Origin of the sequence: Streptomyces sp. NEAU-W12 (genome assembly GCF_026242095.1) — a bacterium.
Lineage (GTDB): Bacteria > Actinomycetota > Actinomycetes > Streptomycetales > Streptomycetaceae > Streptomyces.
This window is the reverse complement of record NZ_JAPJDM010000023.1, coordinates 14,279-39,899: the sequence shown is the minus strand read 5'-3', so window position 1 is coordinate 39,899 and position 25,621 is coordinate 14,279. Positions and strand designations below refer to the sequence as shown.

Sequence of the window (25,621 nt, the reverse complement as noted above, 5' to 3'; positions counted from 1 at the left end):
CCCCGGACGGGGGGAGCGGCGCCGCGTCGCCGGCCCGGCGCAGGGCGGGGTCCATGTCGTGGGTGGCCACGACGACACCGTGGTGCCCCGCTCACGCTGCCCGTCGAGGGTGGCGAGCAGCCGTTCCCGGCCGTCGGGGCCGAGGCCCGCGGCCGGCTCGTCCGGGATCAGGACACGGGGCCGCATCGCCACCGCGCCCGGCGCCGCCCGGCCCAAGGGCCGGACGAACGTCCACGTGTGACGTCCACGTGTGACGTCCACGTGCGACGGCGGCGGGGGACGGTCCCCTGCGGCCGCTGCTCCCCGAAGCGTCGGCATGAGGGGCCGGGGCCCTGGGCAGAACCTTGCTGCAATTAATATGCAACAACGTATTTCAGTCAGCAGAGGTGTGAGGTTCGATGACGACCCGACGAATACGGCGTACCACCGGCACGGCGGCCACAGCCGCCGCGCTCACGCTGGCCGCCGCCTGCTCGGCCCCCACCGGCGGCCCGGACGCCGGCGCGGGCGGCGGGTCCGCCGAGTCCGTGGTGATCGGCGTCCCCTCCGAACCCGACACCCTCAGCCCCCTGCTCGGCTACGGCAAGGACGGCAACTCCAAGATCTTCGACGGGCTGCTCGCCCGGGACGCCGACCTGGAACTCAAGCCGGCCCTGGCCAAGGCCCTGCCCGAGATCGGCGACGACGGCCGCACCTACACCTACACCCTGCGCTCCGGCGTGACGTTCAGCGACGGCGAACCCCTCACCGCCCGGGACGTGGTCCACACGTACGAAACGGTCCTCGACGACAGGACCAACAACACCGCCAAGAGCGAACTGGACGCCGTCGAGAAGGTCCGCGCGGACGGTGACGACACGGTCGTCTTCACCCTCAAGTACCCGTACGCGGCCTTCGCCGCCCGCACCGTGCTGCCCATCGTCCCCGAGCACATCACCGCCGGCCAGGACCCCAACACCGGCGCCTTCAACACCGAGCCGGTCGGCACCGGACCGTACGTCCTCACCGGCTGGAGCAAGGGCGAGAAGCTCACCTTCAAGGCCAACCCGGACTACTGGGGCGGCGCCCCGAAGGTGAAGAAGCTCACCATGGCGATCATCGCCGACGACGACGTCCGCGCCACCCGCCTGCGCTCCGGCGACCTCGACGGCGCGACCCTCCCGCCCAACCTCGCCGCCACCTTCAGGAACGACGACGGCCTCAGGACCTACCAGGCCACCTCCTACGACTTCCGCGCCGTCACCCTCCCCACCGCGAACAAGGTCACCGGCGACACCGCGGTCCGCCGCGCCCTCGACCTCGCCGTGGACCGCGAGGCCATGGTCGACAAGATCCTCGACGGAGCCGGCCGCCCCGCCTACGGCCCGCTGCCCCTGGACGACCCCTGGTACACCAAGGACATCGAACGCCCCCAGGACCTCGACAAGGCCCGCAGCATCCTCGACGAGGCGGGCTGGAAGACCGGCCGGGACGGCGCGGAGGGCATCCGCGCCAAGGACGGTGTCCGGGCCGCCTTCACCCTCTTCTACCCCTCCGGCGACAAGGTCCGCCAGGACCACGCCCTCGCCTACGCCTCCGACGCCAGGAAGGCCGGCATCGACGTCAGGGTCGAGGGCGCCACCTGGGAGGTCATCGAACCCCGGATGGGCGAGGACGCCGTCCTCGCCGGCTTCGGCAGCACCGGCGACCCCGACTTCGGCCTCTACACCCTGCTCCACTCCTCCCTCGCCGGCGACGGCTTCAACAACATGGCCCACTACGACAACCCCGCCGTCGACGAGGCCCTCGGCGCCGGCCGCCGCAGCCAGGACCCCGAGGACCGCAAGGCCGCCTACGACGACCTCCAGCGCGAACTCGTCGAGAACCCCGGCTACACCTTCCTCACCCACATCGACCACCTCTACGTCCTCGCCGACCGCTGGGACGGACTCACCACCCAGGTCGAACCGCACGAGCACGGCTTCGCCAGCGGCCCCTGGTGGAACGCCGAGAACTGGCAGCCCAAGAAGTGACCGCACTGCCCTGGGGCCCCATGGCCCGCCTCGTGGCACGGCGGGCCCTGCTCGCCGTGCCCGTCCTGCTCGTCGTCACCTTCGGCGTCTTCGCCATCGCCGCCGCCTCCCCCTTCGACCCCGTCAAGGCCTACGCCGGCACCGCCGCCCTCGGAGCCGACCAGGAGACCCTGGACCGGCTCCGCGAGAACCTCGGCGTGGACCGCCCCTTCGCCGCCCAGTGGTGGCAGTGGCTGACCTCCGCCGTCACCGGCGACCTCGGCCAGTCCAGCGTGCTGCGCCAGCCCGTCGCCGAGGCCATCGGCGAGCGGATCGTGTGGTCCACACTGCTGTGCACCGCCGCGTTCGCCGTCGCCGTCCTGCTCGGCACCCTGCTCGGCGTCCTCGCCGCCCGCCGCCCCGGCTCACCCCTCGACCGCACGGTCACCTCCCTCGCGTACTCCCTGGAGGCCGCGCCGGTCTTCTGGATCGCCCTGCTCGCCGTCTGGCTGTTCGCCCTCCACCTCGACGTCCTCCCGGCCGGCGGCCTCACCGACACCGGCAGCGAACACGTCACCGCCGGCCAGGTCGCACACCACCTGATCCTCCCCGCCGGCGTCCTCGCCGTCTCCCAGCTCCCCTGGTTCACGCTGTACGTACGCCAGGGCGTCGGCGACGCCCTCGCGGAGGACCCCGTACGCGGCGCCCGCGCCCGCGGCCTCGGCGAACGCACCGTCCTGCTCGGCCACGCCCTGCGCTCGGGACTCCTGCCCGTCCTCACCCTGATCGGCTCCCGCGTACCCGAACTCATCACCGGCGCCCTGCTGGTGGAGACCGTCTTCAGCTGGCCCGGCATCGCCGCCGCCACCGTCGAGGCGGCCACCGCCGTCGACTTCCCGCTCCTGGCCGCGCTGACGACCCTCGCCACCGCCGCCGTCCTCGCCGGGAACCTCCTGGCGGACCTCCTGTACGGACTGACCGACCCGAGGGTGAAGCTCGGTGAGATGTGATGGCGATGACTGAATCCACAGCCGGCACGACGGCCCGCACCGAGGCCGGCACGACACCCGGCCCGGCAAGGCAACCGGTGTGGCGCTCACGCGGCACCGCGCGCCGCTCCACCCACACCCTGCGGCTGCGCGTCTCCGCCACTCTGGTCGGCCTCACGGCCCTCGCGGTCCTGCTCGTCCCCCCGCTGGTCCAGCTCGACCAGCAGGCCGTCGACCTCGCCTCGAAGCTCCTCCCGCCGAGCTGGGCCCACCCCTTCGGCACCGACGACGTGGGCCGCGACCTGCTGCTGCGCTGCGTCTACGGCCTGCGGGTCTCCCTGCTCGTCGGAGTCGTCGCCGCACTCACCGCCACCGTGATCGGCACCGCCGTCGGAGCCACCGCCGGAGCACTCGGCGGCCGGGTCGACCGCCTCGTCATGCGCCTGGTCGACACCATCTCCTCCGTCCCGCACCTGCTGCTCGGCATCTTCATCGTCGCCATGTTCCGGCCCGGCGTCTGGCCGGTGGTGGTGTCGGTGGCCGCCACCCACTGGCTGTCCACCGCCCGCATCGTCCGCGCCGAGGTCCTCTCCCTGCGCTCCCGCCCGTACATCGACGCGGCCGTCTCCGGCGGCGCCTCCCGCCGCCGGGTCGTCCTGCGCCACCTGCTGCCCGGGGTACTGCCGCAGGCGGGACTCGCCGCCGTCCTGATGATCCCGCACGCCATGTGGCACGAATCGGCACTGTCCTTCCTCGGCCTCGGCCTGCCCACCCACACCGCCAGCCTCGGCACCCTCATCCAGGGCGCCCGCGGCACCCTGCTCGCCGGACAGTGGTGGCCCACCCTCTTCCCCGGCCTCTTCCTGATCATCCCCACCCTCGCCATCGCCGGACTCGCCGGCGTGTGGCGGGAACGGATCAACCCCCGCCGCCGATCGGAGCTCATGCTGTGACCGAGCGCCCCCCCGTGCTGTCGGTCCGCGGACTGTCGGTGCGCTTCCTGGTGCCCGGCCCGGGCCCCGTCGCCGCCGTCACCGACGCCCACTTCGACGTCGTCCCCGGCGAATGCCTCGCCCTGATCGGCGAGAGCGGCTGCGGCAAGTCCGTCCTCGCCTCCGCCCTCCTCGGCCTGCTCCCCGCCAACGCGCAGACCGCGGGCAGCGCCCTGCTCGGCGACCTCGACCTGCTCGCCGCCGACGAACGCACCCTCGCCCGCACCGTGCGCGGCCGGCGCATCGGCCTCATCCCGCAGAGCCCGGCCGCCCACCTCACCCCCGTCCGCACCATCCGCGCCCAGATGGAGGAGACGGTCGCCGCACTCACCGGCGTACGCGGCCGCGCGGCCCTGCGCGCAGCCGGGGAAAAGGCCGCCGCCCGCGCGGCCTTCCCCGCCGACCACCTCGACCGCCACCCGCACGAACTCTCCGGCGGCCTCGCCCAGCGCGCCGCCACCGCCCTCGCCCTCGTCGGCGACGCACCCCTCCTCCTCGCCGACGAACCCACCACCGGCCTCGACCGCGACCTCGTCGACCACACCGTCGACGAACTCCGCGGCCACGTCGACGCCACCGGCGACCGAGCCCTCCTGGTCATCACCCACGACCTCGCCGCCGCCGAACGCATCGCCGACCGCGTCGCCGTCATGTACGCCGGCCGCATCGTCGAACTCACCGACGCGAAAACCTTCTTCGGCACCCCCGGCCCCCACCACCCCTACAGCCGAGGCCTCCTGAACGCCCTCCCCGACCGCGCCTTCACCCCCATCCCCGGCATGCCCCCCGAACTCGGCGCCCTCCCCGAAGGCTGCGCCTTCGCCCCCCGCTGCGACCGGGCCACCCCCACCTGCACGACCCTCCCACCCCTGACCACCACGGCCGCCTGCCACCACCCCGTCGTCGAGGCCAGCCCCGCTCCGGAGAACGCCCGTGCTTGAACTGCGCGCCATCACCGCCGGCTACGACCGACGCTCGGCCCCCGTCGTACGCAACGCCTCACTGACCGTCGCCCCCGGCGAGGCCGTCGGCCTCCTCGGCCCCAGCGGCTGCGGCAAGTCGACCCTGGCCCGGGTCGCCGCCCTCCTGCACCGCCCCGACGCGGGCACCCTCCTCCTGGACGGCACCCCGGTACGCCACTGGCGCCACCGCGCCCCGCGCGACCTGCGCACCACCTTCGGCGTGGTCTTCCAGCAACCCCGCCTCTCCGCCGACCCCCGCCTGAGCCTCGCCGACCTGATCGCCGAACCCCTGCGCGCCACCGGCCGCCGCGCCACCGTCCCCGAACGCGTCCCGGACCTGGCCGCCACCGTCGGCCTCACCCCCGACCTCCTCACCCGCCGCCCGCACGAGGTCAGCGACGGCCAACTCCAACGCGCCTGCCTGGCCCGCGCACTGGTGCTCCGCCCCCGCTGGCTGATCTGCGACGAGATGACCGCGATGCTCGACGCGTCGACGACGGCGGCCCTGGTGGCGGTGGTCGAGGCCTACCGCACCGAAACCGGCGCCGGCCTCCTGGCCGTGGGCCACGACCACGTCCTCCTCGACCACTGGTGCGACCGCACGGTCCACTGGAACACGGTGGTCTCCCCGGAGAAGGCGACGGCGGGCACGCGGTAGGGGAGGACGAGGCCTCCTTGGGACCTGCAACGCGGGGAGCAGTTCCGCGGCACCGCGATACCGACCGGCGCCGAGCTGCACATCCCGGCAGCATCCCCGCGGGTGCGGGGAGCAGAGGCCGGCCCAGTCGAGGCGGCCGTGATCGAGGGGGCCATCCCTGCGGGTGCGGGGAGCAGTTGTCGCGCACTGAGCCTTCGCCAACTTGAAGACGCTGGTCAGGGGGCTGGTGTGACGGCCCTCCGTAGCACTCAGGCTGGCTGTGGGCGGCAGTCTCCGGCGTAGATCGTCTGTCCGGGAGGCCGGCTCGCCGATTGCTGTGTGTGCTGGGCCGGTCACACCCTGCGGGACGTGACCGGCCTCACTTCCCCCCGGCGGGATGCCGAGTGGTTGTGGGTCAGCCCGGCAGATCACCGGTGTAGCGGTAGATGTTGCCGGCGGAGTTCACGCCCCAGACGGTGCCGTCCGCTCCTGCTCCGATGTCGGTGAGCGCGCCGGGGATCTGCACCCAGGGGCCGGCGTCGTTGTTGGTGTGGCGGTAGATGTTCCCGCCGGCGTTCGCCCCCCAGACCGAGGTGCGGGCGCCTGCCGAGATCGCCTTGAGCGCGCCGCTGATCTGCTTCCAGTGGCCGCTTTCCTGGTCGCCGGTGTAGCGGTAGATGTTGCCGGCGGAGTTCACGCCCCAGACGGTGCCGTCCGCTCCTGCTCCGATGTCGGTGAGCGCGCCGGGGATCTGCACCCAGGGATTGGCGTCGTTGTTGGTGTAGCGGTAGATGTTCCCGGCCGCGTTGACGCCCCACACGTTGGTCCTCGACCCGGCCGAGATCCGGACGAGCGCGCCGCTGATCTGCTTCCAGTGGCCGCTTTCCTGGTCGCCGGTGTAGCGGTAGATGTTGCCGGCGGAGTTCACGCCCCAGACGGTGCCGTCCGCTCCTGCTCCGATGTCGGTGAGCGCGCCGGGGATCTGCACCCAGGGGCTGGCGTCGTTGTTGGTGTGGCGGTAGATGTTCCCGGCCGCGTTGACGCCCCACACGTTGGTCCTCGACCCGGCCGAGATCCGGACGAGCGCGCCGCTGATCTGCTTCCAGTTGGCCATTCCCCGTGCTCCTTGTCGTCGGCAATGGTGCATACAGACGCTCCCGCGACGGAACGATTCGGCATTCGAGCGCGCTCGCGGCATGATCCTTCTCTTGTCCGTAAAGCCGCGTTTACCGGATGGGCCACGTACTTCAAGCTGGACTTGTGCGGTCGGTGGTCCTTTAAGGGGCGACCTGAACAGAGGTACCACCTGCGGGTTATGCGCGATTGCCATGTTGACGCCGACGGGTGAGCGAGAGCGCCGGGAGGCCGGCCCAGGGTGATCGACGTGCCGGAGGAGGCGGAAGGGCCTGGTCGGCTCACCTGTTCCTGCCCCGTGCGGTCGGGTGGCCTTCTGTGATCCTGTGCATGGATCCCGAGCTGTTGGAACGGATCAGCGCGCGGCGCGCAGAACTGGACGAACTCGAAGAACATCTGGCCCAACAGTTGGCGGAAGCACGGGCGGAGGGGGACGAACCCGCCGTTGCCGAACGTGTCCTCGAGCGGGTGAGCGAGCAACTCGCCGACGAGCGCGCCTCGGCCGCGCCGGCGCCTGGGCAGGTGGGTGGACGGGCTGCGATGCTGCTCCCGCACCACGCACCGGACACGGAGGAGAACACGCTCCCGCCGGACTACCAGCGCATCCTCGCCGCCGGACCGGTCATGGCAAGCACCGCAGCCACGGCCTGCGCTTCCTCGCCCTGACCGAGGAAAAGGGGCGCCTGATCTGGATTGGATGTCCGCCGCCAGGCCCAGCCGCACTCACGACAACACCGCAGCCCGCCGTGACCACATCTTGACCCACCTGCGCGCGGCCGGCCTTGGAGCGCTGGCCGCCCTCGGCTTCCGCGGCCTGGACAACGGCATCCGTGACCCTGTGGTCGTCACCGGCTACACCGCCGGCCGCACCCACAGACTCACCCCGGTCAGAAGGAAGCCAACCGCGTCCTCGCTGTGGGGCGGGCGCCGGTCGAGCATGGCTTCGTCCCTCCTCAAGAGTTGACGGAACCTCTGTCAACTCCTTACCGGTCCCGCCCGCGCCACCCGCCTCCTGCGCGCCCTGCTCGCTCTGACGAACCTCGAAGTCAACCGCTCAGGTCAGTAAGCGTTCATGTACCAGAACGCGCCACCGAGAAAAATCGGAAGAGTGAACGCCATCTGCAGCATCCAGGGAATACCTGGCCCTTCGTCATCAGGCTTGCCTGGATTCTCCGCACGCCACGTCATGAAGTCGCGCATGGCCCTCCAATGGCCCACGGCCCCCAGGGCGATGCCCAGCATCCCCCCGCAGTAGACGGGAAGCAGCTCGTTCAGAGACCGGTCGTAGTGGGCGCTGTAAGCCGCGGTCGCCAGGAACGCTGCCACCGGACCGCATGACACCCAGATCTTCTGCTGCCGGTTCACCATGCCGGGGAACATCACGGCGAGATACAAAACCACACTGATCGTGGCGAACAGCCACCACAGCGGAGAGGACTTCTCCGGCACCAGAACCCTTTCATCTACCTTCGCGACCGTGTCTCGAAGGTCCACCACCTCGCCCGCAACGGCTGTCTGTCCCGCCGTTCCCGCAGCTCAAGCCCTTACGGGGCAACCCTAACCTCGATCTTTCGTGAGGGTCCGCCGACGGAGTCGGTGGGCCCTTTCGCGTTCCCGAGTCGATGGTGGGTGGGTCGACGGCCCGGCTGTCGCGCCGGGTGGGCACCGGGTTCCACGGCTCCGGCCCGTCCAGGTCCACGATCACCTGCCCGGTGGTGTCCGGCGACGAGGCTCTGGCCAGACTCCGGACGCGCTCGCGCGTTTCGGTTCGTGCTGACCGGATCGCGGTCAGGGCCTTCGGGCCTGCCGCGGCCAGAGTGTCGATGAGGCGGGAGACGGTCGGGTCGGAGGCCACCGGGCCGAACACGGCCGGCTCGGCCCGCAGCATCCCGACATCGGCCAGGCAGCCCCCGCCCAGTGCGACTGCGAGGACCACATCCAGCACGGTCCTGCCCGGATCGTGCACCGCCCGAGCCTTCCGCCACGGCGCCAGCACCGCTGATGTCGCGGTGTCCAAGCCGACCTTGCGGACGGTCTCGACCAGCACGCTTCCGGCCTGAGGGACCACCGCCCTCGATGCGGACACGCGGGTACGCCCCGATACGCTTCTTCACCTGAGAAGTGCTTCTTCCCACGGCACGATCTGGACCCTCGACAAGCCCTATCGTTGCAGGTCAGGAGTACTTCTCGCGTTTTCGATCACGCTTCGGACAGCCCACCTCGTGAAAGCCCGAGGCTAACCGGCGCCCGCTGCCGGCTGGTCAGTCGACCCGTACGGGAACGACGACCGTCGGCAGCGGCCCCGCCACTTCCTGCGGGTCCACCGTCAGACCGAACTCGCTCTCCACTGCCTCCAGAGCAGCAGCCGGGTCGGAGAGGTCGTCACCCGGCTCGTCCAGGAGGAAACCAACCCGTTCCAGGGCCCGGTTGAGCCGGCCCGGCTCCTTCCCGGACGCTGGGTCGAACCTCCACGAGTCGAACAGGGCGAGGATCTCCCCGTCACGGGCGTGCGCCACGCGAGTGGTGCCGTCGAGGAACTTCCACACGGACACCGCTTCCGTGCCCCTGGACAACTCCTTGAGCACCGGCTCCCTGAATGTGACACCCACCTGGGGGAACGCATCGAACACATACGCCCAACCCGACCCCGTCGGACAGTAAACCCGCACCGCCCAACTGTCCGGGCCGAAGTGCTCAACCACACCGTCGATGGGACACCGGGGCAACGGATCCGAGCCGACGGCACCCAGCCGGGCCAATACGCCCGCCTCCCCCAGGCCTCGGACCGCGGTCACGCAGAACCACTCGGTTCCCAGCACATCGAACAACCGGGAAGCCATCACGACCCGTGCCTTCCCGGTCAGCATCCGCCTGGCAGCCACCAACAGTACGACACACGCCCGAACTCCAGGCGATAAAGGCTGACATGACCAAATCAGCGGGGACCGTCCCCGCGGGTGCGGGGATGGTCCCCGGGGCGCTCACGCGGTGCGCTCCGGATTCGTCTGCTCCCCGCACCCGCGGGGATGGTCCCCGATACACACCAGTTGGCATATGGAGTTCTCCGTGATCCATGTGTCTCATGAGACAGTGCACCCTCCGGAAACTCGGATTGTTTCGAATCCTCAAGAAAGCTGGCGAGTGCGTTTGCCTACAGTGGAATGAGAGAGTCTGTTCCCGGCCCTGGCGGCCGTGTGATTCACGCAGAGGGGCGAGGGGGAAGGACTCCGCGTTTGGAACGATCATGGCGAGCGTGGGATCTGCACTGCAGCCCATCAGCAGGCTGCCGTTGTGCAGGCGAAGTTGACCTGGTGACGGTGACTGGGGGCACGCGGCCGTTCGTGCCTCGTCTCGGCCCAACTCACTGCAAGGGTGGTCACGCCCTTGATCGTTTCCTCGAGAAACGGTTCCTTGTGGGCCGCCTCAGTTGGGGCGACAGGTGGTCGGTGATGGTTCCAGGTACGCGAGTTCAGTCCTGTTCGGAGTTGAGGATCATGCTGCCCGTGGTGGCGCCGCCGTCGATCACGAATTCAGAGCCGGTGGAGTAGGTGGCGTCCGCGGCCAGAAAGACGGCCATCCGTGCCACTTCCTGTGGTGTGCCGAAGCGTGGGATGGGCTGAGAAACGGTGATGGAGTCATCCATCCCGGCAGTCATGGGGGTACTTATGGGGCCGGGGTGGATGGAACAGACGCGGATGTTATCGCTGGCCAGATCGAGTGCGGCGGCCTTCGTCAGGCCACGCAGACCCCATTTGCTGGCCACATAGGCTCCCAGGGACGCATACCCCATGAGGCCGGCTGTCGATGACACGTTGAGGATGACGCCGTCGCCGGCGCGGCGCATCGACGGCGCGACCGCGCGCATGCCGAGCCAGGGGCCGAAGAGGTTGATGTCCAGGACGCGACGGAAGACAGCGGGGTCGGTTTCCTCGATCGAGCCGAACTCGACGATTCCGGCGTTGTTGACGAGAAGGGAGACGGGTCCGAATGTCCGTTCGGTCTCAGCGACGGCCGAGGCCCAGGCGGACTCGCTGGTCACGTCCGCCACGCAGAATCGGGTTGCCGTGCCTGTCTCCTCCTGCAGAGCGCGGCCGGCTTCGTCCAGCACGTCGGTGATCATTACGGAGGCGCCTTCGTCTGCGAAGGCACGCACGACGGCTTCACCGATCCCACGAGCCCCTCCGGTGACCAGGGCTACCCGCCCCGTGAGCCTGTTCATTTGCGGCCTCCTTGATGGCCTGGGGTTGCTGCCGCTTCTCCTTCCACGCTGGCACGACCGGCTCACGGTGGCATGTGCCGAAGAGGCCGGTGTACCGGGTTGCAGAGCCGGCGGCGCTTTGAGAGCCACCGACAGCTTGGTCCTCGGACGGACACCGGCGGTGCTGTGCACCGATGCCGACCAGGCACCGCGGTCTCAGCAGACTGATCATGACGTCCGTGTGGCGGCTGTCGGCCCACTTGTGAGCACGGCGACGGCACGGCGGTCTGGTCAGCCCGCTGGGACTCGTCACGGCGTTGCCCTGATCGGGGCGGTCGCCCAGGCACTCGTCGGGTCACGAAGGCGGTCACAGCCGCAGGGTGCGGCGCAGGGAGAGGACGAGTTCGTCGAGCTCGGCTTCGCCTGCGGCGTCGTCGGTCCGGACGGCATCGTGGGCACAGTGCCGGATGTGGTCGTCGAGCAGGCCGACGGCGACCTCCTGCAGGGCTCGTGTGACGGCGCTGATCGGGGTGAGGAGGTCGAGGCAGTAGCGGTCCTCCCCGACCATGCGGGTGATGCCGCGTACCTGGCCTTCGACCTTGTTCAGCCGGGTCAGGTGATCGTTCTTGTGGTCGGTGCAGCCCGGTGGCGCGGCGCCTGGCGGGGACGGCGGGAGGTGAGTGCCTGCCGTGGTCATCGGCTCTCGTTTTCTTCCGGTGCCCTGTTCCCCGCCGGTGCGAGGTAGTGGTCCGGGTGGGCGTCGAAGGCGGCTGCGCACTGCGCGGAGCAGAAGAAGTAGCTGCCGTTGTCGGTGTCGCGGCGTTCGGTGGCGGTTGACGGGTTCAGGTGCATGCCGCAGACCGGGTCGACCGCTCTGTCCTCGATGCCGGGCTGTGGCTCTTCGCCGACGGCGGGCTCGGGCTGGTGGTGATGCTCGTGTGCTGCGGTCGCGGTGAGGGCCGGGGTTCGGTCGGCTGCGGATTCCACCCGGGGCTCGACCGGCTGTGCCGTGGCGGCCGGCAGCGGGCTGGTGTGCCAGCGGCGCAGGCGGGATGCGTTGGTGACCACGGACAGGGAGGACAGGGCCATCGCGGCGGCGGCGATGATCGGGCTGAGGCGGATGCCCCACAGCGGGTAGAGGGCGCCGGCGGCGAGCGGCACGCCGACGGTGTTGTAGATCAGGGCGAAGAACAGGTTCTGCCGGATGTTGCGCATCGTGGCGTGGGAGAGCCGGATTGCGGTGACGACGCCGGTAAGGGAGCCGGAGACCAGGGTGATGTCGGCGGCCTCTATGGCGACGTCGGTGCCGGTGCCGATGGCCAGGCCGACGTCGGCGGCGGCCAGGGCGGGGGCGTCGTTGATGCCGTCGCCGACCATGCCCACGGTGCGGCCCTCGGCCTGCAGTCGGCGGATCTCGTCGGCCTTGTGCTCGGGCAGGACCTCGGCCAGGACACGGCGTACGCCGACCTGGGCGGCGATGGCGGCTGCGGTGCGGGCGTTGTCGCCGGTGATGACGACCGTCTGCAGGCCGAGCCGGTGCAGGGCGGCGATGGCCTGGACGGAGTCGTCCTTGATGGTGTCGGCGACGGCGAGAACGCCCGCGGGCCGGCCGTCGACGGCGGCCAGGACCGGAGTCCTGCCCTCGGCGGAGAAGCCGGCGGCGACCTCCGTGAGGGCGCCGGTGTCGATGTCGCCATCGGCGAGCAGCCGGGCGGTGCCGACGAGGACCGTGTGGCCGTCGACGGTGGCCTTCACGCCCTTGCCGGTGACCGAGTCGAAGCCGCTCGCCGCAAGCGGGGTGAGGCCGCGCTCCCGGGCGCCGGCGACGATCGCGCCCGCGAGCGGGTGCTCGCTGTCCGCCTCGGCCGTTGCGACCAGGGCGAGCAGCTCCTCGTCCTGGAAGCCGTCGGCGGTGTGCACGTCGGTGAGGGCGGGCTTGCCCGCGGTCACGGTGCCAGTCTTGTCCAGCACGATCGTGTCCAGCTTGTGGGCGGTCTCCAGGGCCTCGGCGGAGCGGATGAGGATGCCGGCCTGGGCCCCCTTGCCCGTGCCGACCATCACCGACAGCGGAGTGGCCAACCCGAGCGCGCACGGGCAGGCGATGATCAGCACCGCCACCGCCGAGACCAGAGCCAGGGTGAGTGCTGGGGCCGGGCCGATGGTGTACCAGAGGGCGAAGGTGGCGACGGCGATGGCGATGACGGCCGGGACGAAGTAGGCGGAGACGGCGTCGGCGAGCCGTTGGATGGGGGCCTTGGACGCCTGGGCCTGCTGCACGAGGCGGATGATCTGGGCCAGCATCGTGTCGGCGCCGACCTTGCTCGCCCGTACCCGCAGGGAGCCGGTGGTGTTGACGGTGGCGCCGATGACCGTGTCCCCGGCGTGCTTGGTGACCGGCATCGGCTCGCCGGTGACCATCGACTCGTCCACCGCCGAGGTCCCGGACAGCACGACCGAGTCGACCGGGACCTTCTCCCCGGGCCGGATCACCACCTCGTCGCCGACCGCGACGTCCCCGACCGGAATCTCGGCCTCGGTGCCGTCGCGGATCACACGGGCGGTGCGGGCCTGGAGGCCCAGCAGGGAACGGATGGCCTCGCCGGTGCCGGCCTTGGCGCGAGCCTCCAGCAGGCGGCCGAGCAGGATGAGGGTGAGGATCACCCCGACCGCCTCGAAGTACACCTCCCGTACGTCCTCGGGCAGGAGGCCGGGGGCGAGGGTGACCAGCAGGCTGTAGCCGTAGGCGGCCGTGGTCCCCGGGGTGATCAGGGAGTTCATGTCGGCGCCGCGGTGCTTCAGGGTCAGCCAGCCGGTGGAGTGGATCGGCCAGCCGGTGTAGAACATCACCGGCGTGATCAGCGCGAGCTGCAGCCAGTGGTCGAGCAGCCGGCCAGGCACCCAGTCGGCGCCGAACTGACCGGTGGGAATTGTGGGGCACCGCCACCATCGCCGCCGCCCTGGTGCACGCCACGGCCGACACCCTCCAGGACATCCCCGCGAACCGAGCGGCACGTCATTCCGGGAGCAGACCGTGACCAGCACAAGCCCGCACGGCACACGCTCAGACTGCCACGCGGGACCCACACCCGGACAATGGAAGTGGCGCTCGGCTGCCGGTGACCACCGGGGGCTGGACCGGCGAACCCGACGGATGCCTGGCGAGCAAGGAGGTCACCATGACCAGCATCACCCAGCGCATCACCACCCTGTTCCGGAGCAAGGCGAACAGGGCGCTGGACAAGGCCGAGGACCCGCGCGAGGTCCTGGACTACTCCTACGAGCAGCAGCTGCAGATGCTGCAACGCGTGCGGCGCGGGGTGGCCGACGTGGCGACCAGCCGCAAACGGGTCGAACTCCAGCTCAGCCGGCTCCAGCAGTCCACCGACAAGCTCCAGGGCCAGGCCGAGCAGGCGCTGGCCGCCGGGCGCGAGGACCTGGCCCGCGAGGCGCTCACCCGCCGTACCGCGGTGGCCGGGCAGATCACCGACCTTCAAGCCGAGCACACGTCGCTGAAGGAACAGGAGGACAAGCTCACGCTCGCCGCCCAGCGACTGGAGGGGAAGGTGGACGCTTTCCGGACCCGCAAGGAGACCATCAAGGCCGGCTACACCGCGGCCGAGGCCCAGACCCGTATCACCGAGGCCGTCACCGGCATCGGCGAGGAGATGGGTGACGTGGGCCTGGCCATGCAGCGCGCCCAGGACAAGACCGAGCAGCTCCAGGCACGCGCCGGCGCGCTGGACGAACTCATCGCCTCCGGTGCACTGGACGACGCCACCTTGCCGGCCGGGCGGGACCACATCCAGGCCGAACTGGAGCGCGTCACCGCGGACCAGGACGTGGAGCTCGAACTGGCCAAGATGAAGGCACAGCTGCCGAGCGGGTCCGCTCCGCAGGCGGTGGAAGCAGGGGAAGGACGGCCGGGGCAGGAGGAGAAGTCATGATCATGCGGATTCTCGGCGAGGGCCAGTACGACATTGCCGACGAGCACCTCGACCGGCTCAACCACCTGGACTCCGCCCTGCAGAAAGCCGCCGACGCAGGTGACGAGACGGCATTCGCCACCGCCCTGTCGGCGCTGCTGGACGCCGTACGCAGCCTCGGCACACCGCTTCCCGATGAGCGGGTCACTCCGTCGGACCTCGTGCTGCCCGATGAGACGACCAGCCTGCCGCAGGTGCGCGAGCTGCTGTCCGACGAGGGCCTGATCCCAGGGTGACGGACTGAAGGTGTGATGGCGATGCGCAACCGATTCGAGCCCGACCGGCAGCTGACCGCCCGCATGGTGGTCACGATGTTCCTGCTCGGTCTGCTGTACGTGGCGTTTGTCGCCGCGCTGATCGTGCTGCTCAAGTCCGTCGTCCTGGTGGTCGTCATCGCCGCTGCCCTGCTGGGAGCCCAGTACTGGTACTCCGACCGGATCGCGCTTTACGCCATGCGCGGCCGGCTCGTGACGGCCGAGGAGCAGCCGCAGCTGCACGGGGTCGTGGACCGGCTGTGCGCGAGCGCGGACATGCCCAAACCCCGGGTCGCGGTCTCCGACATGGACCTGCCCAACGCGTTCGCCACCGGCCGCAACGCCGACCACGCCGTGGTGTGCGTGACCACCGGCCTCATGCGCCGCCTGGAGACCGAGGAACTCGAAGGCGTCCTCGCCCACGAGCTTTCCCACGTCGCCCACCGTGACGTGGCGGTGATCACCATCGCCTCGTTCCTGGGGGTGATCGCCGGGCTGATCGTCCGTTTCGCCTTCTACTCCCAGTTGTTCGGCGGGCGCGGTCAGCGGGACCAGAACACCGCCGCCGTCTTCCTGGCCGTGATGGCCGTCTCGGCACTCGTCTACGCCGTCAGCTTCCTGCTCATCCGGACCCTGTCCCGCTACCGCGAGCTGGCCGCGGACCGGGCCGCGGTCATGCTGACCGCCAAGCCCTCCGTCCTGGCCTCGGCGCTGACCAAGGTCAGCGGCGACATCGCCCGCATCCCCACCCAGGACCTGCGGACGGCACAGGCGTTCAACGCGTTCTTCTTCACCCCCGCCCTGGGGCCCGGCACCGCGGTGGCGAACCTGTTCTCCACCCATCCCACCCTGGAGCGCCGGCTGGAGGCGCTCGCGGAGCTCTCCGCAGAGCTCGGCGAGGCGGGCGGCGAACCCGGTAGGGACTGAGCGAAGGAGACGGTGGCCCATGGGTTTCTGGGATGCGCTCTTCGGCCGGAGCAAGCCAATCCGGCCCGACCTGGACCAGCTCTTCGCCCTGCCCTCGGCTGCGATCACCCTCCAGGCCGCGGCTGGCTTCACCTCGACAGGTGCGGGCTCGGTCTGCTTCGCAGCGATCGAAGGCGGCGCCTTCGCCCAGGTCCAGCAAGAGGTACGAACTCTCCTGGCCGCCGACTCCGAACGTGGCGGCGCCCCGGTGGAGTCCAGCCGCGACACCTACGGATACTCCTGGCTGCTCTCCCGCCGTCCACCAGACGACCTGCCCGCCCTCGTAGGCGACCTCCACGCGGTCAACACCTCCCTGCAGGACAGCGGCTTCGGCCCGCACCTCCTCTGCTCGCTGGTCGCCTTCCACGACGCCGAACTGCGCCGGCTCGCGCTCGTCTACCTCTACAAGCGCGGCACCTTCTACCCGTTCGCCCCACTGCCCGGCACCAGACGCGACAACCCGCTGGAACTCCAGGTCAAGGCCGTACTCAAGGAGGACCTGCGCATCGAGCAGGACTTGAGCCGCTGGTTCCCGCTCTGGGGCGCCCCCGGCTTGTGACACGGCGCAACCGGCCCACCCGAGCCGGGGAGGTGACAGCGTGAACGAACCCCAGCCCCGTTCCGGTGACGAACCGCGAACCGCCCGCCCGGTGCTGACGGCGGACGGTATGGAGAAGGCGTACCGACGTGGTCCGTGGCCGGTACGCCGCACGACGCCGGTGCTGCGGGGCGTGGACCTCACCCTGGCACCGGGCGAGGTGGTCGGCATCGTCGGCGAGAACGGCTCCGGCAAGAGCACGCTGATGAAGATCCTGGTCGGGGCGCTCGCCGCCGACGCCGGAACGGTCACCCACACCGGCCGGATGGGCTGCTGCCCGCAGGGACGTGACGCTGTGGATGGTCGATGTCCCCGGCCGGGGGCGGGTGCGGAGCCTTTGCCCGGCCGGGTGGACCACTCATGGCCCACCCGGCCGGTGGCCGGAGTTCTCCTTGGGCTCGCGCCCGTCGGCGACCATCACGCGTCAGACGTGCAGACGTCAGGCGATTTCCGTTCGGTCCCAGGTCCAGGAGCCGGTGCCGGAGTCCCATTTCTTGGCCGGGGTGTTGAAGTCGGTGCCGGTGGAGGTGAAGGTCCACAGGGCGGAGTGGCCGCGTCCGTCGGAGGTGTTGGGGTACTTGTAGAGGACGCCGACGTCGGATTTGCCGTCGCCGTTGAAGTCGCCGGAGACGAGTTTGGAGTTGTCCCAGGTCCAGGAGCCGGTGCCGGAGTCCCATTTCTTGGCCGGGGTGTTGAAGTCGGTGCCGGTGGAGGTGAAGGTCCACAGGGCGGAGTGGCCGCGTCCGTCGGAGGTGTTGGCGTACTTGTAGAGGACGCCCACATCGGCCAGGCCGTCGCCGTTGAAGTCGCCGGAGACGAGTTTGGAGTTGTCCCAGGTCCAGGAGCCGGTGCCGGAGTCCCACACCTTCACCGGGGCGTTGAAGCCGGTGCCGGTGGAGGTGAAGGTCCACAGGGCGGAGTGGCCGCGTCCGTCGGAGGTGTTGGCGTACTTGTAGAGGACGCCCACATCGGCCAGGCCGTCGCCGTTGAAGTCGCCCGACACCAGCTTGCTGCGGTTCCAGGTCCAGGAGCCGGTGCCGGAGTCCCACGGCTTCACCGGGGCGTCGAAGCCGCTGCCGGTCGACGTCTGCAGCCACAGGCCCGTGCGGGAGGTGCCGTCGGTGTTGGTCCCGTAGTCGTACAGGTACGCGACGTCGGACTTGCCGTCGCCGGTGTAGTCGGTGACACGGGGGACGGCGACGGTGGTGGTCACCCATTCGTGCAGATCGTCGACGCGGGCGCTGACGGCCCCGGTCTGCGTCACGGCGGGGTCGATGCCGAAGCAGCCGCCCTGCCAGGACCTGCTGCTGAGCGCGACCAGCTCGGGCTTGCCGCCCACCATGCGCACGGCCGGGCCGCCGGTGTCGCCCATGCAGACGCTCGCGCCGTCCTTACCGGTGATGCCGACGGTGTCCGCGGCGACCGAGTCGACGGTGAAGGTGCCGCTGTGCAGATTCAGCGGGGACCATTCGGTCCGGGTCCGTCCGTAGCCGGCCACCGTCAGTTCCTCGCCGGCCGCGGCCGCGGCGGCGCTGATGCCGACGGGTGTGACGGTGGTGACCGGTCGGCTGAGCCGCGCCAGTACCACGTCCCGCGACGAGTACGGAACCAGGTCCACGATGGTGCGTGTCTCACCGGCCGTGGTCGTGAGATCGGTACGGCCGATGGTCGCGGTGGTCTTGAGCCTGGGGGCGCCCGCGGGGAGGGCGAGACTCTCCGCCGGGTCGTCGGCGAAGCAACTGGCGGCAGTGAGCAGCCAGTCCCGGTCTATCAGTGCGCCCGAACAGGCCCTCTGGCCGTCGCCGATGTCCAGGCGCGCGGTGAAGAGGAGGGAGTCGTCGCTCGAGGCCGGGCCGGAGACGGCGGTCGCGGGTGTGGAGGTCAGTGCCAGCGGAGCCGCGAGGAGCGCGGCGGCGAGCGACGTGGTCAGTGTGGTGAGGCGGTGACGTCTGGGATGTCGCATGTGGCCTTCGGTTTCCTTGGTGGGAGGAGTACGGCGCCTGTGTCCGGCGGAGCGTGGCTGCTTCACCGCAGGGGTGGTGCGTGCCTTCATCGCAGTCCTCATCCGTTTTTCGGCGGCCGGATGTCCGCCGTCCGCACCTCGTGGCAGGCATGAGGGATCCGCAATTCGGCAAGACCCCCCGACCTCCGGCGGAAAGAGGAGAGGACAGCTCTTCGCGATCCGGACCCCCGTTTGATCTTGTCCATGTCACCTCCACCTTCGAGGTCCTGTCCACGGGGCGAACTAGGCCAAAAGAGAAGCCAGTTGGAGATCCCGTGTGACCTTCGACACCTCCTTGGGGGGCTGTGCGGCCACATGTGGAGAGTGAGTGAAGACGGGCGGGGGGCTGTGGATCGGTGAAACCGCCTTCCCGGTCAATGCGCCTCGCTGCCAACTGATGTGTCGACCGACGCACGTCGGTACGGCCCTCTTCCGTGCCCGGCCCCTTCTGTTCCACCGACCGGACCGCGGGGGAGCGCCCTTGTGCGGACGATGTTCTGGAGTCGCGGACGGCAGTTCGGCGCAGCCGCCGCGTCGAACACGGTGAGGGGGCCTTCACGGGGGAAGGCGCCTGTGGAATGCGGTTGTACCGGTCGGTGATCGCACATCGCACATCGCACATCGCACCGGCCTCGGCGTCATCGGCCGTGATCCGCACGGCGGCGGGACCGCGGGCACCGTTCGGGTGGGGCGCGAGCAGGTCAGAGTGTCGCGTCGGAGTCGCGTCGGATCAGAGCGTCGCGTCGGGCCACAGGTCGAGTACCTCGTCGCCGTTCAGGGCGCCGCCGGGCCCGCCCCGGGTCCCGTTCAGTGACTGTTCGGCCCAGATGACCTTGCCGTTCGGTGTGTACCGGGTGCCCCAGCGTTCGGCGTAGCGGGCGACGAGGAACAGGCCGCGGCCGCCCTCGTCCGTGGCCGCCGCCTGGCGCAGATGGGGTGAGGTGCTGCTGCCGTCGGAGACCTCGCAGATCAGGCGGCGGTCCCGCAGCAGGCGGACGTGGATGGGGACGGTGCCGTGCCGGATGGCGTTGGTGACCAGTTCGCTGAGGATGAGCTCGGTGGTGAAGCCCGCGTGCGTCAGGTCCCAGTCCGCCAGCTGCCGGGTGACGTCCGCACGGACCCGGGAGACGGCCGCCGCGTTGCGGGGCACGTCCCAGCCGGCGATCTGCCCGGGGTCGAGCACACGGGTGCGGGCGACCAGCAGGGCGATGTCGTCGGTCGGGTGGTCGGGCAGGAGGGCTTCGAGTACGGCCTCGCAGGTCTGCTCGGGGGACCGGCCGGGGTGGGAGAGCGTGTCCCGCAGGATCTCGAGCCCGACGTCGATGTCCCGGGTGCGGTCCTCGACGAGCCCGTCCGTGTAGAGCACGAGCCGGCTTCCCGCGAGCACCCGGAACTCGACGCTTTCGAAGGGCAGAGCGCCCAGGCCCAGCGGCGGGCCGGCGGGCAGTTCGGGGAAGTCCACGCTTCCGTCCGGCCGGACCAGGGCGGGCGGCATGTGGCCGGCCCGGGCCGCGCTGCACCTGCCGGAGGCCGGATCGTAGACCACGTACAGGCAGGTGGCCCCGATGGGCCCCTCGTCGTCGCCCTGGGCGGTCCGCTCCCGGGCGAGCCGGGCCACCAGGTCGTCCAGGCGGGCCAGCAGTTCGTCGGGGGTGAGGTCCAGGGCGGCGAAGTTGTGCACCGCGGTGCGCAGCCGCCCCATGGTGGCCGCCGCGTGCAGACCGTGCCCCACCACGTCCCCGACCACCAGCGCGACCCGGGCCCCGGACAGCTCGATGACGTCGAACCAGTCCCCGCCCACCCCGGAATGGGCCGGCAGATAGCGGTGGGCCACCTCCAGCGCGCTCAGGTCCGGCAGGCTGCGGGGCAGCAGACTGCGCTGCAGGGTGACGGCCAGGGCGTGCTCGCGGGTGTAGCGGCGGGCGTTGTCGAGGGCCACCGCGGCACGGGCGGCCAGCTCCTCGGCGAAGGGCTGCTCCTCCGGGCCGAACGGCTCCGTGCCCCGTGAGCGCCAGAAGGTCACCACGCCCAGTACCGCACCGCGCGCCAGGAGCGGCACCGCGAGCAGGGAATGGACACCGTGCTCCACGACGCGGCCGGCGTGTTCCGGGTCCACCGCCCGCCACCCCTGGGCCGTGCCCAGATCCGCCTCCAGCACCGCCTGCCCGGTCTCCACGCAGAGCGCCTGGGGCGTGCCGGACAGGAGAGGGATCGAGCGGTCCACCGGCATCAGCCGGTCGGCGTCGACGCCGACCGCGGCGGCGCGGCGCAGACCGGCGACCGTCGCGTCCGGTTCCTGGCCGCGCAGTACCCCCTCGGCCAGATCGACGGTGGCGATGTCGGCGAAGCGCGGCACCGCCACCTGTGCCAGCGCCCGCGCGGTGCGCTCCACATCGAGGGCGGAGCCGATCCGTGCCCCCGCGTCGTAGAGGAGCGTCAGCCGCTCGCGTGCCACCTCCGCCCGCCCCGAGAGGGTCCGCAGTTCCGTGGTGTCCCTGAGGGTCACCACGTTCCCGGTGTGCCCGCCGTGAGGGCCGGTGGGCCGCTTGTTCACCGCCAGCAGCCGGTCCGCCGTGAGGTGCACCTCGTCGGTGGCCGCCCGGCCCGACGTCAACAGGTCGGTGATGGCCGGGTCCAGGCCGAGGTCGGGGACGGGCCGCCGCTCCACGTCCGGCGGCAGCTCCAGCAGCCGCCGCGCCTCGTCGTTGGCCAGCACCAGCTGTCCGTCCCCGCCGATGATCAGTACTCCTTCCCGCACCGCGTGCAGCACCGCGTCGTGGTGGTCGTACACCCGGGTCATCTCCACCGGACCGAGGCCATGGGTCTGGCGCAGCAGCCGCCGGCTCACCAGGGCGGTGCCGCCCGCGGACAGGGCCAGCGCCACGCCCGCGGCTCCCAGGAGCATCGGCAGCTGCTCGGCCGCCACGCCGGCCACCTTGTCGACCGTGATCCCGACCCCCACCGAGCCGACCGGCGTCCCGTCGGGCCCGGTGACGGGGGCATACGCGACCACCGAGCGGCCCCTGGACGTGTCGACCTGCTGTGTCCGGGGGGAGGACGGCGTCACGAACGGGCCTTCGACGGCCTTCCCGATCCTGGAGGGGTCCGGGTGCGTCAGGCGGACCCCGTCCGGTGAGTACACGATGACGAGGTCGACGCCGGTCGCCCGTCTGATCCTCTCCGCGACCGGTTGCAGTACCGCGGAGGGGTCGGGGCCGGTCATCGCCGTCACCGTCCGCGGGGACTGGGCGAAGGTCGTGGCGACGGCCAGGGACCGGGACTCCGCGTCGCGGGTGCTGTCACGCCGGGTCTGGAGCACGAGGGCGACCAGCGCGGCGGTGATGATCAGGGCCACGAGGAGGATCTGCAGCACGAAGACCTGGCCGGCCACACTGCGTACCCGGAGCAGGTTCCGCGCCCGCCCCGGGGGACGCGCGGACCAGGAACCGCCGCCGCGCCGGTCCTGCTGCCGGCCCTCCCGCCGACCCTGCCGCCGGTCCCGCTTCCGGGCCCGGCGCCGGACGGACCGTACGCGTGCGGCGAGGCCTCCGAAGGGGCGGGGTGACGTGGGGGGAGGACGACGGGGACGTGCGGCCACTGCTTCGTTCACCTCCTCCGCGGCGATGTCCGGGCCGTTCCGGGACGGTCACCATCCGCCGGATCTCCGACGGACCTCCGCCGGGCCTCTGACCGTCCGCCCGGCCTGCCCCGGCGGGGGGCGACCGGCGGGGCGGGGTTTTCGTTGTGCCACCTCCCGCGGACACCGGAACGCCGGGGTGCCGAGAACCCGGGAATCAGTGAGCCGGGACCTGGACGTTCTTCCCATTACTCGCGAACGGGTCAACGGTACTCGCTCGGAGCCTCTTCGGTCCGGTCCGGTCCTCTCCGGCCCGGTCGGGTGGGGCCGTGCGGCGCCACCGCCGGAGGGGATCCGTTGCCGCGCGTCCCGACGGAGTCGGGCGTACGCGCTGTGGCCCGTCGTTCGGCCTGTTCGCTTGTCGGCTTGTCGGCTTGTCGGCTTGTCGGCCCGTCGGCCCGTCGGCCCGTCCGCCCGTCGGCGGGCTCCCGGCTCAGCCGCCGACCGGTCCCGGCAGGCTGCGTCCGATACCCCGGGCCGCCACCTGGAGGGCGCTGACCAGCCGTGGCCGGTCGCGTTTGAGACTGGGTGCGACGACGCCGAGCGCCGCGACCACGTCCCCGCCGGACCGGATCGGCACGGCCACGGAACTCGCGCCCAGGCTCATCTCGTCCACCGTCGTGGCGTAGTCGTCCTCGCGCACCTTGTCGAGCTGGCGCCGCAGCTGGGCCGGCCGGCTCACCGTGTACGGGGTGATCCGCGGGAGGTCGGCGAGCACCTCGGCCCGTACGTCGTCCGGGGCGTGCGCGAGCAGCACCTTGCCGACGCCCGTCGCGTGCAGGGGCAGCCGTGCGCCGATCGAGCTGACCACCGGCACCGAGGCGTGCCCGGAGAGCCGGTCCACGTACAGCGCCTGGCGGCCGTCGCGCACCGCCAGGTGCACGGTGGCGAGGGTCGCGCCGTAGAGGTCGTGGAGGTACGGGGAGGCGATCTGCCGCAGCCCGGTGTGCACGGGCGCGAGCAGGCCGATGTCCCACAGCCGGCGCCCGACGACGTACTCGCCCGAGTCGGTGCGGCTCAGCGCGCCCCATGCGACGAGCTCGCCGACCAGCCGGTGCGCGGTCGCGACCGGGAGACCGGCCCGGGTCGCGAGGTCGGTGAGGGTGAGCTTCCGGTGCCGTCCGTCGAAGGCGCCCAGGACCGCCAGCGCGCGGCTGGTCACCGAGCGTCCGGGGGACGCGGCGTTGCCTGCCATGGGCGGTATCCTTCCGCTGGGTGGAAACAGGCGCAAGGGCGGGTGGGAGGGCGTGCGGCGATTTCCTCGGTCACGGCCCCGGGGAGCCGGTCGGCCACGGCGAACGGACGGCGCACCGGAGGCACGGTTCGAGCCGAAGTGACTGCCTGGCGCCGGACGGCCTGTCAGGTGGACGCCCGATGCCCCATGATGAGCGCGCCCCCGCACTCACCCACGTCTGGAGTACCAGTGTTCCCCTCCCTCGTCCGCCTGCGTGCCGTACGCCGTCCGGCCCTGGTCACCGCGGCAACCGCGGCCGCCCTTCTTCTGGCGGCCGGGCCGGCCGCCGCCCACGTCCACGTCGAGTCCGACAACGCCCGGGCGCTCGCCCAGGACGTCACGCTGACCTTCGCCGCCGCCTCGGAGTCCGCCGATGCGGGCATCACCCGACTGCGGGTGGTCCTGCCCGAGGGCATCGAGCCCACGGACGTGACCTACGGCGAGGGTCCCGAGGGCTGGAAGCTCACCGCCACCGACGACGGCTACACCGTCACGGGCCCGGCCGCGGAGGCCGGTGAGGACGTGGAGTACTCGGTGGTCGTCCGCCAGCTCCCCGACGCCGAGGAGCTGGTGTTCAAGACGCTCCAGAGCTACAGCGACGGTCGCGTCGACCGGTGGATCGAACTGCCGGAGCCCGGCGGTGACGGCCACGGCCACGGCCACGGCAACGAGGCCCCGGTCCTCGAACTCGAGGCCGCCGCCCCCGGAGCCGCACCGGTCGACCCGTCGCCCGCCGTACCCGAAAGCGCCCCGGCCTCGTCTCCCGCCCCGACCGTCGAGGAGACGACGGCATCGCCGTCCGCCCGGGCCGTGGCCGCCGACAGCGAGGCGGAGGACGACGGCCTGTCCGCCGCGGCCTGGGCCGGGATCGTCGCGGTGGTCCTCGTCGCGGCCGCCGCCGTGGCCTTCCTCGTCCGCCGCCGGGGTGCCGCCCGGCAGTGACGTGGACGCGCAGCACACCTCCACGGACGAGAGGCGGGTCACCGCACCGCCGCACCACCGCACCGCCGGGCTGCCCCACTGCCGCACTGCCGCACTGCCGCACTGCCGCACTGCCGCACTGCCGCAAGTGCGGCGGCCAGCCTTCGTCGAGTCGGGCCGGGTCGGGCCGGGCCGGGTCGGTCGGACGGGCGTCACGGATGACCGCGGACGCAGTCCTCGATCACCGAGGCGACCTGCTCGGCCGCGGTCGGGACGCGGTGCGTGCGCTGGGCCAGTACCAGTTCGACGGACTCGGGGTCGGTGAGCGGTACGTAGGTCGCGCCGTCGAGGCTCAGGCTCTGCACCGACTGCGGCACGAGGGCCACGCCGTGCCCTGCCGCGACGAGGACGACCAGAGTGGCGGTCTCGCCGACCTCGATGAGCGGGGCGGGCCGGAAACCGGCCCGCCGGCAGGCGGACAGGACCAGGTCGTACATCGAGGACCGGGACTGGGAGGGGTGGATGACGAACGGCTCGTCGGCCAGGGCCTCCAGCGGGATGCTCCGACGGCCCGCCAGCCGGTGACGGGACGGCAGCACGGCCACCAGCGGCTCGGACCGCAGCGGCGTGGTGCGGATGTTCTCCTCCGACACCGTGCCCCGCAGGACGGCGAGGTCGAACGTGCCGGAGAGCAGGCCCTCGACGAGCAGCGGGGACAGCAGCTCACCCCGCAGGTCCAGGGTGATGCCCGGCAGCTTCGCCCGCACGGTGCGGGCGACCTTCGGCAGGACGTCGTAGGTGGCCGTGCCGATGAAGCCGACCGAGACCCGGCCCGCGTGACCGGTGGCGAGCTCCCGCAGATGGATCCGCGCGCGCTCCTCCTCCGTGACCAGGGCGCGTGCGTAGTCGGTGAGGTGACGGCCGGCCTCGGTCAGCTCGACGCGTCGGGTGGACCGGTGGAACAGCGAGACGCCCAGCTCCCGCTCCAACTGCTTGATCTGCTGGGAGAGGGCCGGCTGCGCCACGTGCAGCCGGTCGGCCGCGCGCCCGAAGTGGCACTCCTCGGCCAGCGCGAGGAAGGAGCGGAGCTGACGGAGTTCCATGCGCCCCATTTTATAAGGCG

22 protein-coding genes and 2 pseudogenes are annotated in these 25,621 nt (G+C 71.4%); 13 read left to right on the top strand and 11 right to left on the bottom strand.

Features of this window, described 5'->3' with window-relative positions; all coding sequences use genetic code 11:
* Positions 1–398: 398 nt before the first annotated feature.
* Genes ORI94_RS26415 through ORI94_RS26395 form a run of 5 tightly spaced genes read left to right on the top strand, consistent with a single transcriptional unit; the run spans position 399 to position 5,592 of the window.
* Positions 399–2,012 carry an ABC transporter substrate-binding protein gene (locus tag ORI94_RS26415; protein WP_266080065.1) on the top strand — a complete coding sequence of 538 codons (1,614 nt, stop codon included), beginning with the start codon at positions 399–401 and terminating at the stop codon, positions 2,010–2,012.
* Positions 2,013–2,032: 20 nt separating this feature from the next.
* Entirely contained in the window at positions 2,033–3,001 is a 969-nt protein-coding gene (locus ORI94_RS26410; protein ID WP_062193778.1) for an ABC transporter permease, read from the top strand.
* 5 nt (positions 3,002–3,006) lie between these two features.
* The gene (locus ORI94_RS26405; RefSeq protein ID WP_266080063.1) at positions 3,007–3,933 is read left to right on the top strand and encodes an ABC transporter permease; all 927 of its coding nucleotides are present in this window, start codon (positions 3,007–3,009) and stop codon (positions 3,931–3,933) included.
* Positions 3,930–4,913, top strand: a complete 984-nt coding sequence (locus tag ORI94_RS26400; protein WP_266080061.1) for an ABC transporter ATP-binding protein — start codon at positions 3,930–3,932, stop codon at positions 4,911–4,913. Before ORI94_RS26405 ends, ORI94_RS26400 begins: the two co-directional genes overlap by 4 nt.
* A complete protein-coding gene (locus ORI94_RS26395) occupies positions 4,906–5,592 on the top strand; it encodes an ABC transporter ATP-binding protein (protein WP_266080059.1) in 687 nt (228 codons plus the stop codon). The genes ORI94_RS26400 and ORI94_RS26395 overlap by 8 nt, the downstream gene beginning before the upstream one ends.
* 394 nt (positions 5,593–5,986) lie before the next feature.
* Here ORI94_RS26395 and ORI94_RS26390 read toward each other — a convergent pair whose 3' ends face one another.
* Positions 5,987–6,685: a tectonin domain-containing protein gene (locus ORI94_RS26390; RefSeq protein WP_266080057.1), complete on the bottom strand. Its 699-nt coding sequence runs from the start codon at positions 6,683–6,685 to the stop codon at positions 5,987–5,989.
* Between the two features lie 350 nt (positions 6,686–7,035).
* On the opposite strand from ORI94_RS26390, the gene ORI94_RS26385 reads away from it, so the two are divergent.
* Complete coding sequence (locus ORI94_RS26385) at positions 7,036–7,371, top strand: hypothetical protein (RefSeq protein WP_266080055.1); 336 nt, start codon at positions 7,036–7,038, stop codon at positions 7,369–7,371.
* A 31-nt stretch (positions 7,372–7,402) separates the two neighbouring features.
* Complete coding sequence (locus tag ORI94_RS26380) at positions 7,403–7,669, top strand: hypothetical protein (protein ID WP_266080053.1); 267 nt, start codon at positions 7,403–7,405, stop codon at positions 7,667–7,669.
* A 95-nt stretch (positions 7,670–7,764) separates the two neighbouring features.
* Here the strand turns inward: ORI94_RS26380 and ORI94_RS26375 are convergent, their stop codons facing one another.
* The 6 genes and pseudogenes from ORI94_RS26375 to ORI94_RS26350 all read right to left on the bottom strand — a co-directional run bounded on the left by ORI94_RS26375 (position 7,765) and on the right by ORI94_RS26350 (position 13,801).
* Positions 7,765–8,199 carry a hypothetical protein gene (locus tag ORI94_RS26375; protein ID WP_266080230.1) on the bottom strand — a complete coding sequence of 145 codons (435 nt, stop codon included), beginning with the start codon at positions 8,197–8,199 and terminating at the stop codon, positions 7,765–7,767.
* 190 nt (positions 8,200–8,389) lie between these two features.
* Positions 8,390–8,819, bottom strand: a pseudogene (locus ORI94_RS26370) (transposase); the annotation flags it as partial.
* Positions 8,820–8,966: 147 nt separating this feature from the next.
* Positions 8,967–9,545: a DUF6461 domain-containing protein gene (locus ORI94_RS26365; protein ID WP_266080051.1), complete on the bottom strand. Its 579-nt coding sequence runs from the start codon at positions 9,543–9,545 to the stop codon at positions 8,967–8,969.
* A 629-nt stretch (positions 9,546–10,174) separates the two neighbouring features.
* Positions 10,175–10,924 carry an SDR family oxidoreductase gene (locus ORI94_RS26360; RefSeq protein WP_266080049.1) on the bottom strand — a complete coding sequence of 250 codons (750 nt, stop codon included), beginning with the start codon at positions 10,922–10,924 and terminating at the stop codon, positions 10,175–10,177.
* A gap of 346 nt (positions 10,925–11,270) precedes the next feature.
* On the bottom strand, positions 11,271–11,600 hold the full coding sequence (locus tag ORI94_RS26355) for a metal-sensitive transcriptional regulator (RefSeq protein WP_266080047.1): 330 nt from the start codon (positions 11,598–11,600) through the stop codon (positions 11,271–11,273).
* Positions 11,597–13,801 carry a heavy metal translocating P-type ATPase gene (locus ORI94_RS26350; RefSeq protein ID WP_266080045.1) on the bottom strand — a complete coding sequence of 735 codons (2,205 nt, stop codon included), beginning with the start codon at positions 13,799–13,801 and terminating at the stop codon, positions 11,597–11,599. The genes ORI94_RS26355 and ORI94_RS26350 overlap by 4 nt, the downstream gene beginning before the upstream one ends.
* A 278-nt stretch (positions 13,802–14,079) precedes the next feature.
* On the opposite strand from ORI94_RS26350, the gene ORI94_RS26345 reads away from it, so the two are divergent.
* The 5 genes and pseudogenes from ORI94_RS26345 to ORI94_RS26325 all read left to right on the top strand — a co-directional run.
* Positions 14,080–14,847, top strand: coding sequence for a PspA/IM30 family protein (locus tag ORI94_RS26345; RefSeq protein WP_266080043.1), 768 nt, complete (start codon positions 14,080–14,082; stop codon positions 14,845–14,847).
* On the top strand, positions 14,844–15,122 hold the full coding sequence (gene pspAA, locus ORI94_RS26340; RefSeq protein ID WP_266080041.1) for a PspA-associated protein PspAA: 279 nt from the start codon (positions 14,844–14,846) through the stop codon (positions 15,120–15,122). Before ORI94_RS26345 ends, pspAA begins: the two co-directional genes overlap by 4 nt.
* Before the next feature lie 21 nt (positions 15,123–15,143).
* A complete protein-coding gene (htpX, locus tag ORI94_RS26335) occupies positions 15,144–16,067 on the top strand; it encodes a zinc metalloprotease HtpX (RefSeq protein WP_266080039.1) in 924 nt (307 codons plus the stop codon).
* Between the two features lie 19 nt (positions 16,068–16,086).
* Complete coding sequence (pspAB, locus tag ORI94_RS26330) at positions 16,087–16,665, top strand: PspA-associated protein PspAB (RefSeq protein WP_266080037.1); 579 nt, start codon at positions 16,087–16,089, stop codon at positions 16,663–16,665.
* A 109-nt stretch (positions 16,666–16,774) separates the two neighbouring features.
* Positions 16,775–16,954, top strand: a pseudogene (locus ORI94_RS26325) (ATP-binding cassette domain-containing protein); the annotation flags it as partial.
* Positions 16,955–17,143: 189 nt separating this feature from the next.
* Here ORI94_RS26325 and ORI94_RS26320 read toward each other — a convergent pair.
* From ORI94_RS26320 to ORI94_RS26310, 3 genes are all read right to left on the bottom strand, one after another.
* Complete coding sequence (locus tag ORI94_RS26320) at positions 17,144–18,667, bottom strand: trypsin-like serine protease (RefSeq protein WP_266080035.1); 1,524 nt, start codon at positions 18,665–18,667, stop codon at positions 17,144–17,146.
* Between the two features lie 769 nt (positions 18,668–19,436).
* A complete protein-coding gene (locus ORI94_RS26315) occupies positions 19,437–22,097 on the bottom strand; it encodes a SpoIIE family protein phosphatase/ATP-binding protein (protein WP_266080033.1) in 2,661 nt (886 codons plus the stop codon).
* Between the two features lie 679 nt (positions 22,098–22,776).
* Positions 22,777–23,538: an IclR family transcriptional regulator gene (locus ORI94_RS26310; protein WP_266080031.1), complete on the bottom strand. Its 762-nt coding sequence runs from the start codon at positions 23,536–23,538 to the stop codon at positions 22,777–22,779.
* Positions 23,539–23,766: 228 nt separating this feature from the next.
* Here ORI94_RS26310 and ORI94_RS26305 point away from each other — a divergent pair, with 228 nt between their 5' ends.
* Positions 23,767–24,519 (top strand): DUF1775 domain-containing protein, encoded by a 753-nt coding sequence (locus ORI94_RS26305; RefSeq protein ID WP_266080029.1) that lies wholly within the window; start codon positions 23,767–23,769, stop codon positions 24,517–24,519.
* Positions 24,520–24,710: 191 nt separating this feature from the next.
* Here the strand turns inward: ORI94_RS26305 and ORI94_RS26300 are convergent, their stop codons facing one another.
* Positions 24,711–25,601 carry a LysR family transcriptional regulator gene (locus ORI94_RS26300; protein WP_266080027.1) on the bottom strand — a complete coding sequence of 297 codons (891 nt, stop codon included), beginning with the start codon at positions 25,599–25,601 and terminating at the stop codon, positions 24,711–24,713.
* Between the last annotated feature and the right edge of the window lie 20 nt (positions 25,602–25,621).

Bases quoted from the DNA above. Each gene is read 5' to 3' on its own strand.
- ORI94_RS26415 (WP_266080065.1), top strand. From the start codon at position 399: ATGACGACCCGACGAATACGGCGTACCACCGGCACGGCGGCCACAGCC.
- ORI94_RS26410 (WP_062193778.1), top strand. From the start codon at position 2,033: ATGGCCCGCCTCGTGGCACGGCGGGCCCTGCTCGCCGTGCCCGTCCTG.
- ORI94_RS26405 (WP_266080063.1), top strand. From the start codon at position 3,007: ATGACTGAATCCACAGCCGGCACGACGGCCCGCACCGAGGCCGGCACG.
- ORI94_RS26390 (WP_266080057.1), bottom strand. From the start codon at position 6,685: ATGGCCAACTGGAAGCAGATCAGCGGCGCGCTCGTCCGGATCTCGGCC.
- ORI94_RS26385 (WP_266080055.1), top strand. From the start codon at position 7,036: ATGGATCCCGAGCTGTTGGAACGGATCAGCGCGCGGCGCGCAGAACTG.
- ORI94_RS26380 (WP_266080053.1), top strand. From the start codon at position 7,403: ATGTCCGCCGCCAGGCCCAGCCGCACTCACGACAACACCGCAGCCCGC.
- ORI94_RS26365 (WP_266080051.1), bottom strand. From the start codon at position 9,545: ATGGCTTCCCGGTTGTTCGATGTGCTGGGAACCGAGTGGTTCTGCGTG.
- ORI94_RS26360 (WP_266080049.1), bottom strand. From the start codon at position 10,924: ATGAACAGGCTCACGGGGCGGGTAGCCCTGGTCACCGGAGGGGCTCGT.
- ORI94_RS26355 (WP_266080047.1), bottom strand. From the start codon at position 11,600: ATGACCACGGCAGGCACTCACCTCCCGCCGTCCCCGCCAGGCGCCGCG.
- ORI94_RS26345 (WP_266080043.1), top strand. From the start codon at position 14,080: ATGACCAGCATCACCCAGCGCATCACCACCCTGTTCCGGAGCAAGGCG.
- pspAA (WP_266080041.1), top strand. From the start codon at position 14,844: ATGATCATGCGGATTCTCGGCGAGGGCCAGTACGACATTGCCGACGAG.
- htpX (WP_266080039.1), top strand. From the start codon at position 15,144: ATGCGCAACCGATTCGAGCCCGACCGGCAGCTGACCGCCCGCATGGTG.
- pspAB (WP_266080037.1), top strand. From the start codon at position 16,087: ATGGGTTTCTGGGATGCGCTCTTCGGCCGGAGCAAGCCAATCCGGCCC.
- ORI94_RS26320 (WP_266080035.1), bottom strand. From the start codon at position 18,667: ATGCGACATCCCAGACGTCACCGCCTCACCACACTGACCACGTCGCTC.
- ORI94_RS26310 (WP_266080031.1), bottom strand. From the start codon at position 23,538: ATGGCAGGCAACGCCGCGTCCCCCGGACGCTCGGTGACCAGCCGCGCG.
- ORI94_RS26300 (WP_266080027.1), bottom strand. From the start codon at position 25,601: ATGGAACTCCGTCAGCTCCGCTCCTTCCTCGCGCTGGCCGAGGAGTGC.